This is a genomic window from Streptomyces sp. NPDC101152, assembly GCF_044768275.1.
In the GTDB taxonomy this organism is placed as follows: Bacteria; Actinomycetota; Actinomycetes; order Streptomycetales; family Streptomycetaceae; genus Streptomyces.
This window is the reverse complement of sequence record NZ_JBIWPO010000102.1, coordinates 1-10301: the sequence shown is the minus strand read 5'-3', so window position 1 is coordinate 10301 and position 10301 is coordinate 1. Positions and strand designations below refer to the sequence as shown.

Below are 10301 nucleotides of genomic sequence, written 5' to 3'. Positions count from 1 at the left end.
GCCGTCAACGCCAGCCGCACATCGTCCGCGGCTACTTCGGCGGCCGACACGTCCGCTACATCCTCGAATAGAACCCTTTGAGTTTCGGATCAATAGACACTCGCATCCTCGCAGGTCAACGGCACCTTTCTACTATCGGGGCGTCAGATCACCCAATTCCGCTGAATACCCAGGGTTATTTCTGTCATCTCAGCGATGCACGGGCTTGTGTCGGGGGCGGGGAAGGTGCTTTTTGCTGTCAGGAAAGTCCCGACGCCCGCAGTACCGCCTCGGCCGTCTCGTCGTCGATGTGATTCCCCAGGCGTTGCATGACGTCCGCGCCGTGGCGGAGCGTTCCGCGTTCGAGGGAGCGGCGGACGCCCGTGTCGAGCTCGTGCCAGAGCAGCGGGTTGGCGGTGAGGACGCGGGGGTCGAGTTCCAGGGTGTGGCCGTGGGTGTCCCGCAGGACAAGGTGGGAAGAGACGCCGTTGTACTGTCGTACGGCTGTCAGGGCATTCGTGTGGATCACTCGTCGGCGCCAGGGGGCGCGTACTGCCAGCCAGCCGGGGCCCGCGGTCACCCGTGGCGGCAGCAGGACGGCGCATACGGCGGCCGACAGGCTGATCCAGAGCAGGGTGCGGAGGGGCGTCAGGCTTCCCGCGTCCCAGTCGACCAGGACGCTCATGGCGCAGAAGATCAGGGCGCAGCCCGCAGCGAGCCGGACGCTGCCACGCCAGTGGCGGTCGCCGGCCGAGCCTGCCCGTCCGCTCCGTCCCATGGCGCTGACGCTAGGCGCCTTCGCGGGGGTCGGCGACCGTCGCTGACGGGGTCCTAGCGCTGTACGGGCGTATCTTGACGGGATTCTGACGCCGGACGTCAGCCGGTGTGCACTCTCGGCCTGCGGGCGCGGTCCGGCTCCGCCTCTCGGAGGACTTCTCGGGTGACCGGAGCGACCTCGCCCTGGCCGAAGAGGAAGAAGCGCAGGAAGTTGGCGAAGGGGCTGCCCTCGGTCCACTCGAAGTAGATGTGCGGGATGCACCCCGTGCTGTTGCGGACGTGGAGCAGGAGTGCGGCCAGGGCGTTAGGGATGGAGGCGGACTCCACGGTCAGGACGCGGTAGCGGTTGTGCAGGACCTCGCCGCGGACCGTGAGGCCGCCCTCGAACTCGGAGGGGTCGGTGACCGTGACCTCGACGAAGACGAAGTCCTCCGCCTCCGGCATGTCGTTGTCGGCGCGGATCTGCTCGATCTTGTCGCGATACTCGGCCTTGTCGCGGCGGTCGGGTTCGTTGGCGATGAACCGTATCTTGCGGCTGGCCGTGTCCCGGATGAAGCGTTCCGCCATGTCGTCGAGCTCGATGTGCGTGACGCGCAGTTCGAAGGCGCGGGCCAGCCGGGACAGCAGGGAGACGAGGATGATGCCGGCGATGAAGCAGGCGCCGATCTTCACGCCATCAGGGCGCTCGATGACGTTCACGACCGTCGTGTACACGAACACGGCCGAGATGACGGCGAACGCGATGGTCCAGTTGCGCTGACCGGCCTTGTGCGCGGCGATGGTCACGGCGATCGCCGCGGAGGTGATCAGCACCAGGACGCCGGTGGCGTAGGCGCCGCCCTGGGCGTCCACGTTGGCGTCGAAGATCCAGGTGACGAGGAAGGCGATCAGGGTGAAGACGATGACCATGGGCCGTACGGCGCGGGCCCAGTGGGGGGCCATGCCGTAGCGGGGCAGGTAGCGCGGCATCAGGTTGAGCAGGCCCGCCATCGCGGAGGCGCCGGCGAACCACAGGATGGCGATGGTCGAGATGTCGTACACCGTGCCGAACGCGCTGCCCAGGTACTGGTGTGCCAGGTAGGCGAGGGCGCGGCCGTTCGCCTGGCCGCCGGTCTTGAACTCCTTCTCCGGGATCAGCACGGTGGTGATGAAGCTGGTCGTGATCAGGAAGACGCTCATGATGACGGCGGCTGTCGTGAGTAGCTTCCTGGTGTCCCGGATCCGGCCGGTCGGCTGCTGCTCGGTGTCGCCTGGGTCGCCTTGGACGTGCGGCATGACGGCGACGCCGGTCTCGAAGCCGGACAGGCCGAGCGCGAGCTTCGGGAAGACGATCAGTGAGACGCCGATCATGACGAAGATGTTGCCGTGCTCCGCGGTCAGGGCGCTGGTCCAGTCGGTGACCACGTGACTGGCAGTGAGGACGTGCCAAAAGCCGACGCACACCACGACAACGTTCAGGGCGAGGTAGACGCCGACGAGGGCGACCGCGACGCCGATGGCCTCCAGGAAGCCCTTGAGGAAGACCGCGCCGAGCAGGGCGACCAGGATGAGCGTGATGAGCATCTGCTGGCCGTGCAGGGTGCTCGTCAAATGTGGGTTCTCGACCAGGTGGGTGGAGGTGTCGGCGGCCGACAGGGTGATGGTGATCAGGAAGTCGGTGGCGGCGAAGCCGAGCAGGGCGAGGACGAAGAGTTTGCCCTGCCAGAAGGACAGCAGCCGTTCCAGCATGGCGATCGAGCCCTCGCCGTGCGGGCTCTCCTCGGCCACCCGGCGGTAGACTGGCAGGGCGCCGGCCAGGGTGACGATCACGAGCACGACGGTTGCGATCGGCGACAGCAGGCCGGCCGCCAGGGCTGCGATGCCCGGCTGGTAGCCGAGGGTGGAGAAGTAGTCCACACCGGTCAGGCACATCACGCGCCACCAGCGCTGGCCCTTGTGCGGGGATTCCGGCTGGGCGTGTGGTCCCGTGTGGCCGCCGCTCCTGCCCATGTCGGACAGCCCCTCCAACATCCAGGTGCGCAGGCGGCTGGGCGCAGGGTGTTCCGTCGTGGCCATCGGCGTGCTCCTGATGTGCTGCTCAGCGTGGCTTTTGGGCCATCACGCGGACGGCGGCACCAGCGTAGGCAGACAGTCACGTGCGGGCACATGGGAGAGGGCTCCATCGGCGTCAAGACTGCGCTAAAGCGCGACCGGGGCATGCCAAAAGTGCAGCGGGACGATGACATCCGAGCCATCGGACGTCGAATTCGTTGACCCCGCGCGGGCCGGGCGGGACGTCTCGAACGGGTCCCGCCCGGCCACAGATGCGAGTGCGGGCTCAGCGGGTCGAGGCGATGGACTGGCGGGCCGCGCGTATGCAGGTGTCGAGGATGTCGATCGCCGCGTCGATGTCGTCCGCGGTGTGGTCCGCCATGGCCTGCAGGCGGAAGCGGGCCGCATCGGAGGCGACGGCCGGCTGTTCGACGAGGTGGGCGATGAGTCCGGCGCGGGCGATGAGGCCGGAGGCGGTGCGGCCGGTGCGGGTGTCGCCGATGAGGGACCGGGCAGACGACATCCCCCATGACCTCCAGGCCACGCGCGGTGAGTCCCTCGCGCAGGCGGGTGGCGACGGCTGCCACGGCTTTACCGCGCCGCGCGCCCTCCGGCGAGGTCACGATCCCCAGGGCCGCGAGGGCGACCGCCGTCTGTACGGGGGTGATGGCGCTGGAGAAGGTCTGTGGGCCCCCGAACATGCGCACGTACTCCCGCGCGGAGGCGGACGGCGTCGCCAGGAAGCCGCCGGTGGTGGCGAAGGTCTTGGAGAACGCGCCGACGACGAAGTCGACCTGGCCGAGGATGCCGTGCACCTCCAGCTGACCGCCGCCGGCCTCGCCCAAGGCGCCGAAGTCGTGGGCGACGTCGACCATCAGCTGGGCGTCGAACTCGCGGCAGATGCCGAGGAGTTCGGCCAGATGCGGGGTGTCGGAGTCCATGGAGAAGACGCCCTCGGTGACGACGAGGACGGCGTTCTTGGTGTCATTGGCCCGGATGCCGGCGAGGTGGTGGCGGACGGCGTCGTTGTCGAGATGCCGGAAGAACTCCACCGTGGCCCCGCTGGCAGCGGCGCCCTGGCGCAGGGAGTCGTGGGAGAGCTTGTCGAGGAGGATGTGGTCGCGGCGGTGCATCAGCGCGCGGATGGTGCCGAAGCCCGATGCCCAGCCGGTCGGAAACAGACCAGGTTCAACCAGTGGATGCAACACCGGCTTATGTGATCGATACCTATCCGCGTTCGATGGCCGAACAACCCTGTTCGGCGCGGAATTTGCGGCTTTCATACGGGTCCGGCGTGAGCGCCGTCAAGGTCCCGTCAAACCCGGCTGAGTAGTCATCAGGAACCCGTCAATGACAGCTGCCCGTGGCCGAATCCGGTCGCACACTGATGGGCGACGGGGGGACGGGCGACCGTCCGTGGTGTGACGTTGGAGGGACCGTGATTCTCACGGCCGGCACAGCGCAGGGTCAGGGTCCTCGGACCGAGGGGGAGACCCCGCCACGGCAAGAGGCGATCGCCCCGGCCGGCGGCAGCTCCGGGCCCCGCGGACCGGAGGGTTCGCGCGATCCAGGCCTGGGGCTGCGCCCTGCCCGGCAGACCGTGGCCGAGCGGGCCGCTCTGCGCCGCCGCTTCTGGGCCACCGTGCCCGCGCGGCTGCGTCTTCTGCGGGCGGCCACGATCCTGCTCGCCGCTGCCCTGGCGGTGCTGCTGACCGTCGCCGGCCTGGCCGCGAACGGCATGTGGGACGGGGTGGCCGGACGCGACGCGCCGCGCACGACCAGCGCCGCCGACCTCGACCTCGCCCTCAACGACATGGACGCCCAGGCCGCCAACATCCTGCTGTCCAACGGCGACGCGGGGAAGGGCCGCCTGCAGACGCCGTACGAGAAGGCGGTCGGCTTCTACGGCGACGCGCGGCGCGAGATCGGGCACGACCTGCGCACCCTCGCCGTCGCCGCACAGGGGGAGAGGTCCGACGAGAAGACGGTCGAGAACCTCACCGACGACTTCGCCCACTACCAGGAACTGATCGGACGCGCCCTGGAGAACGACGGGCGCACCGGCGGCAAGCCGTCGGCTCTCGTGGACTACCGCAGGGCCACCGACCTGCTGCAGAGCCGACTGCTGCCCGAGTCCCGCAGGCTGGTGTCCTCGAACGACAGCGCCTTCGACGCGGAGTACACGGCGGCTCGTTCCACCCTCTCCAGCCAACTCCTCGCCGCCGTCGCCCTCGGCCTGCTCCTGCTGGTCGCCCTCGGGGCACTGCAGGGGTACCTGACCCGGAGCTTCCGTCGCATCCTGAACCCGTCCCTCCTCGCCGCCACCGCGTGCGTGGTGCTCGCGGTGATCCTCGGCGCCCAGATGCTGGCCTCCTCGGAGGCGAACCTGCGGGGCGCCCGACGAGACGCGTTCGACTCGGTCGTCGCCCTCTCTCGGGCTCGGGCGATCGCGTACGACGCCAACGCCGACGAGAGCCGGTACCTCCTCGACCCGCAGCGCCGTGACCAGTATGCGCGCTCCTTCCTCGCCAAGTCGCAGCAGCTATACGGACTGAAGGGCGTCGCGCTGTCGACGTACGACTCCGAACTCGCTACTACCTGGAAGGCGTACGAGTCCGATCACCACGACCTGCGGTTCACCGGCGAGTTCCGGCGGGAACTGGGCAACATCACCTTCCTCGGCGAGCGGGCCGCGGCCGAGAAGACGGTTGATGCGTACGCGGTCTACCAGCGCGACGACCGGAAGATACGGGCCCTGCTGGCTACGGGGAAGGAGAAGGAGGCCGTCGAGTTCTGCTTGGGCTGGGATCCGGGCACCTCCAACGCGCACTTCGGGGCGTGGATGGCGGCCCTGGACAAGGTGACCGATATCAACCGTGCCCACTTCACGGCCTCCGTCGACGCGGGCCGCTCGGCGGTCACCGGCCTGCTCCCGTGGGCGGGCGGGCTGCTCGCCGTCGCCGTCGCCCTCACTGCCCTGGGGTTGCGGCCCAGGCTGGCCGAGTTCCGTTAGGCGTCCGCCAACCGGGCCTCCTCCAGGTCGAGGGAGCGTTGCAGCCGACGGCGGGTGGTGTCGCTGATGCGGTGCGTGTCGTACAGCCGCTGCAGTTCCACCGTCTCGATGGCGATCAGGTCGCGGCGCAGCTGGCGGTAGATGAGGTCGGCGGACTCGGCCGCGACCGTGGTCCCGTTCTGTTCCGTGAGGCGCTCGCGGGCGTCGTCGAGACGGGCGGTCAGGCCGCGGCGGAGCCGGTCGAGAACGATGTCGGGTGCGGCCTCCAGCTCCGCGAGCTCCTCCAGGCGGGCCAGGCCGGCGTGGGCGAGGTGGGAGCGGGCCTCGACCTCCTCGCGTTCGGTGTGGGCGGGCTCCAGGGCGATGCCGGAGCGGCGGACGACCGGGGCGAGGGTGAAGCCCTGCACGACGAGGGTGACGACCACGACCGAGGTGGTCAGGACGAGGACGAGCGGCCGGTCGGCGAGGGCGGTGCCGTCTTTCGCGATCTCCGGGATGGACAGGGCGGCGGCCAGCGGCATCACGCCCCGGGTGCCGGCCCAGGTCAGGACGACCGGGATGCGCCAGTTCATCCGGCCGACCGCGGCCTTGCGCTGGACGACCGCCGACAGTGGGGCGATCCACAGCAGTCGTACGGCGATGAGCGTGCCAGCGACGGCGAGGGCGTAGAGCGGCCAGGACCGGTCGCCGTCGGCCAGGGCCTGCACCTCCGCGGGCAGTGCCAGGCCGATGAGGGAGAACACCACGCTCTCCAGCAGGAAGACCACCGTGCCGTACACCGCGTGCAGCTGGAGCCGGATGCGGGCGTTGGTGAGCCGGTCGCCCCGGCCACCGAGGACGACCCCGGCGACCACGCACGAGGTCACGCCGGAGGTGTGCGCGGCCTCCGCCAGCAGGTAGGCGGCGTACGGGGTGACCAGGGCGATCACCGTCTCCAGGACCGGATCCTCGGTACGCCGCCGGATCAGGGCGATCACTGCGGCCACGGCGGCGCCGATCAGCGTGCCGCCGCCGGCCAGCAACAGGAACTGGCCGCCCGCCGCGCCCCAGTTCGCCGCCGCCGACGCGATGGCGATACCGGCCGCCACCCGCACCAGCACCAGCGAGGTCGCGTCGTTGAACAGGCTCTCCGCCTGGACGAGGACCTGCACCTTCGGCGGCAGCGACAGGCGCCGCCCGAGCGCGGTGACTGCGACCGGGTCGGTGCTGGCCAGGACCGCACCCAGCACGAACGCCATCTGCCAGGACAGGGGCGTCACCCACACTGCTACCGCGCTCACGGCGGCGGCCGAGGCCAGGACCAGCCCGATGGCGAGGATCCCGACCGGTTTCCACACCGCCCGTAGCTCCCGCCAGGGCATCTCCTCGGCGGAGGCGTACAGCAGCGGCGGCAGCACGACCAGGCCGATGATGTCGGGGCTGATCTCGATCTGCGGAGTGCCGGGCAGCAGTGCCACCGCGAGACCGGCGACCACGAGAAGGGACGGGGCTGGGATGCGCCAGCGGCGCGCGAACGTGGCGACCACCGTGGCGAGAACCACGAGGGCGAGAACCGTACCGACGCTGCGCATGCCGTCCCCCTGGGGCTAACGGAGAACCGCCTTGGCTCCCGGCCGACCAGACTTCCCGGCACACCTGCCTTCACCCTATCGGGCCAGGTCACGTCAAGACAGTGTCAAGGTCTCCGGGACGGGTGCCAAGGAAGCGCTAACAACCGAGCCGACCGGCCGGCGAAGGGGCTTCCTTGGGATGAGGGATCCCTGGGGACAGGGGAGTTGATCCAGTGAGCGGAGCGCGTCGGCGGCGATGAGTGACGTACGGCCCGGACGACTGAAGGTCTACCTCGGGGCTGCCCCGGGAGTCGGCAAGACCTACCGCATGCTCGACGAGGGGCGGCGCCGTGCCGCCCGCGGTGCGGATGTGGTGGTGGGGTTCGCGGAGTGCCATGGGCGCCCGCTCACGGAGGCGATGCTCAACGGTCTGGAGACCGTGCCTCGGACGTCCTGTGCCTATCGCGGCGGACGGTTCGAGGAGATGGACTTGGCCGCGTTGCTTGCCCGTCGCCCCCAGGTGGCGATCGTCGACGAGTTCGCCCACACGAACGTCCCTGGCGAGGGCCGCAACCCCAAGCGCTGGCAGGACATCGAGGCCCTGCTCGACGCCGGCGTGGACGTGATCACCGCGCTGAACATCCAGCACCTGGAGTCCCTCAACGACGTGGTCGAGAAGATCACCGGGGTGCCGCAGCACGAGACCGTGCCCGACGAGGTCGTACGCCGAGCCCACCAGGTTGAGCTGGTGGACATGCCGCCCGAGGGTCTGCGCCGTCGGATGGCGCACGGCAATATCTACGCCCCGGAGAAGGTCGACGCGGCGCTCGCCAACTACTTCCGGCCGGGCAATCTGACGGCTCTGCGGCAGTTGGCGCTGCTGTGGGTGGCCGACCGGGTCGACGAGGCGTTGCAGGAGTACCGCTCGCAGCACGGCATCGGCCGGGTGTGGGAGACGCGCGAGCGGGTGGTCGTCGCGCTGACCGGCGGCCCGGAGGGTGACACCCTGATCAGGCGGGCGGCCAGGATCGCCGATCGGTCGGCGGGAGGGGATCTCCTCGCTGTACACGTGGCCCGCAGCGACGGTCTCGCGGCAGGCGTCTCGCACGCCTCACTCGCCCGTCAGCGCAGACTCGTCGAGGACCTGGGGGGAAGCTATCACTCGGTGGTCGGCGACGACGTTGCCTCCACGTTGGTGGAGTTCGCGCGCGCCGAGAACGCCACCCAGCTCGTGCTGGGCACCAGCCGCCGCGGCCGGCTGGCCCGGTTCCTGACCGGCCAAGGCACGGGGGAGACCGTGACCGAGCTGTCCGGGGACATCGACGTCCACCGGGTCACCCACGAGCGATCCGGCCGCGGCACCCTCCTGCCCTCGCGGCGGCGCACCCTGTCCACGGCACGGCTGATCGCCGGCCCGGTGACCGGCCTGCTGCTGCCCGTGCTGCTCACGCTCGTCCTCGCACAACTGCGCGGAACACTGAACCTGACCAGCGAGGCCCTGCTGTTCCTGCTCGCCGTGGTGGGCGTCGCCTGCATAGGCGGCGTCGCCTCGGCGGTGATCGCGTCGGTGACGGCTTCCCTGCTGCTCAACTACTGGTTCATCCCGCCCATCGGCGCCTTCACCCTCGACGACCCGAACGCCCTGCTCGCCCTCGCGGTGTTCGCCGTGGTGGCCGCCATAGTGGCCGCCGTCGTGGACCGCTCCCTGCGCCTGTCGCGCCGCTCCGCCCGCGCCACGGCCGAAGCGGAGACCATGTCGTCCCTGGCTGGCAGCATCGTGCGGGGCGAAGCGACCATCCCGGCCCTGCTGCAGCGGACCCGCGAGACCTTCGGTATGGAATCGGCCGAGCTGGTGGACGAGCCGCCCGAGGAGGTGGGCGTGACAGCCGTTCCCGCCGGTCCCGGCGCCTGGCTCGCGCTGCGGGGCCGCACACTGTCGTCGTCCGAGCGGCGGGTGCTGGCCGCGTTCGCCGCGCACGTCGGCTCGGCGGTCGAGCGGGCCCGGCTCGCCGAGGCCGCCGCCGAGGTGGAGCCGGTCAAGGCCGCCGACCGGCTGCGTACGGCTCTGCTGCGGGCCGTCGGGCACGACCTGCGCACCCCGCTCGCCGCGGGCTGGGCCGCGGTCGCCTCGCTGCGCAGCCGTGATGTCGAGTTCTCACCCGAGGACCGGGACGAACTCCTCGCCACCGCCGACGAGTCCATGGCCAAGCTCAACCGTCTCGTGGAGAACCTCCTCGACCTCAGCCGCCTCGAAGCGGGCGCCCTCACGCTGAACCTGAGGGCCACCTCCCTGGAGGAGGTCCTCCCCATGGCCCTCGCAGATGTCTCCGACGTCGACGTGGTGGACCTGGAGGAGATCCCGGCGGTGCTCGCCGACCCGCCGCTGCTGGAACGGGTGATCGCCAACCTCGTCGGCAACGCCGCCCGCCACACACCGGTGGGCAAGAGAGCGCTGGTGACCGCCAGTGCCCTGGCCGGCCGAGTGGAGCTGCGGATCGTGGACCGCGGACCCGGACTGCCCGCAGACGGCCGCGACCATCTCTTCGAGCCCTTCCAGCGCCTCGGCGACACCGACAACACCACCGGCCTCGGCCTGGGACTGGCCCTCGCCCGTGGCCTGACCGAGGCCATGAACGGCACCCTCAGCCCCGAGGACACCCCCGGCGGCGGCCTCACGATGGTCGTGTCGCTGCCGTTCGCGGCACAAACCCTGAGCGCCGTACCGACCGAGCAGAACGCAGGAGGCGCGTGATGAGCACAGTGACCGGCGCCTGGAGGCAGCACCGTAGAGGAAGGGCCCGCGCCACACTCCGGACCTGGTCGCTGGGAGACCCGCGCGCCCGGACAGCCCGGGTCGCCGCCCCCCGCCGGGTCGCCCACCCCCCCCTCCCCATCCCCCCCAGTGTGTCGCACACCAACCCCCCCCCGAAGCACCGGGGGGTGGTGGGGGC

General features: G+C 70.5%; 6 protein-coding genes and 1 pseudogene. 2 read left to right on the top strand and 5 right to left on the bottom strand.

The genetic code is table 11. The features are described 5' to 3' along the window. Positions 1-238 precede the first annotated feature (238 nt). From ACIRVK_RS44450 to ACIRVK_RS44435, 4 genes and pseudogenes are all read right to left on the bottom strand, one after another. On the bottom strand, positions 239-757 hold the full coding sequence (locus ACIRVK_RS44450; protein WP_404257705.1) for a hypothetical protein: 519 nt from the start codon (positions 755-757) through the stop codon (positions 239-241). Positions 758-855: 98 nt separating this feature from the next. After that, a complete protein-coding gene (locus tag ACIRVK_RS44445) occupies positions 856-2811 on the bottom strand; it encodes an amino acid transporter (RefSeq protein ID WP_404257703.1) in 1956 nt (651 codons plus the stop codon). Positions 2812-3073: 262 nt separating this feature from the next. Beyond that, a complete protein-coding gene (locus tag ACIRVK_RS44440) occupies positions 3074-3310 on the bottom strand; it encodes a hypothetical protein (RefSeq protein WP_404257707.1) in 237 nt (78 codons plus the stop codon). 61 nt (positions 3311-3371) lie between these two features. Beyond that, positions 3372-3920: pseudogene (locus tag ACIRVK_RS44435) on the bottom strand (aminotransferase class I/II-fold pyridoxal phosphate-dependent enzyme); the annotation flags it as partial. Positions 3921-4225: 305 nt separating this feature from the next. On the opposite strand from ACIRVK_RS44435, the gene ACIRVK_RS44430 reads away from it, so the two are divergent. Continuing rightward, on the top strand, positions 4226-5800 hold the full coding sequence (locus tag ACIRVK_RS44430) for a hypothetical protein (protein WP_404257701.1): 1575 nt from the start codon (positions 4226-4228) through the stop codon (positions 5798-5800). Here the strand turns inward: ACIRVK_RS44430 and ACIRVK_RS44425 are convergent. Further along, positions 5797-7371 (bottom strand): Na+/H+ antiporter, encoded by a 1575-nt coding sequence (locus ACIRVK_RS44425; protein WP_404257699.1) that lies wholly within the window; start codon positions 7369-7371, stop codon positions 5797-5799. The genes ACIRVK_RS44430 and ACIRVK_RS44425 overlap by 4 nt on opposite strands. A 235-nt stretch (positions 7372-7606) precedes the next feature. Between ACIRVK_RS44425 and ACIRVK_RS44420 the strand changes: the two genes are divergently transcribed. Beyond that, a complete protein-coding gene (locus tag ACIRVK_RS44420; RefSeq protein WP_404257697.1) occupies positions 7607-10102 on the top strand; it encodes an ATP-binding protein in 2496 nt (831 codons plus the stop codon). Positions 10103-10301: the final 199 nt, after the last annotated feature.

What these genes read in the sequence shown, in the direction of transcription:
- ACIRVK_RS44420 (WP_404257697.1), top strand. Translation starts at nt 7,607, where the DNA reads ATGAGTGACGTACGGCCCGGACGACTGAAGGTCTACCTCGGGGCTGCC.
- ACIRVK_RS44425 (WP_404257699.1), bottom strand. Translation starts at nt 7,371, where the DNA reads ATGCGCAGCGTCGGTACGGTTCTCGCCCTCGTGGTTCTCGCCACGGTG.
- ACIRVK_RS44450 (WP_404257705.1), bottom strand. Translation starts at nt 757, where the DNA reads ATGGGACGGAGCGGACGGGCAGGCTCGGCCGGCGACCGCCACTGGCGT.
- ACIRVK_RS44445 (WP_404257703.1), bottom strand. Translation starts at nt 2,811, where the DNA reads ATGGCCACGACGGAACACCCTGCGCCCAGCCGCCTGCGCACCTGGATG.
- ACIRVK_RS44440 (WP_404257707.1), bottom strand. Translation starts at nt 3,310, where the DNA reads ATGTCGTCTGCCCGGTCCCTCATCGGCGACACCCGCACCGGCCGCACC.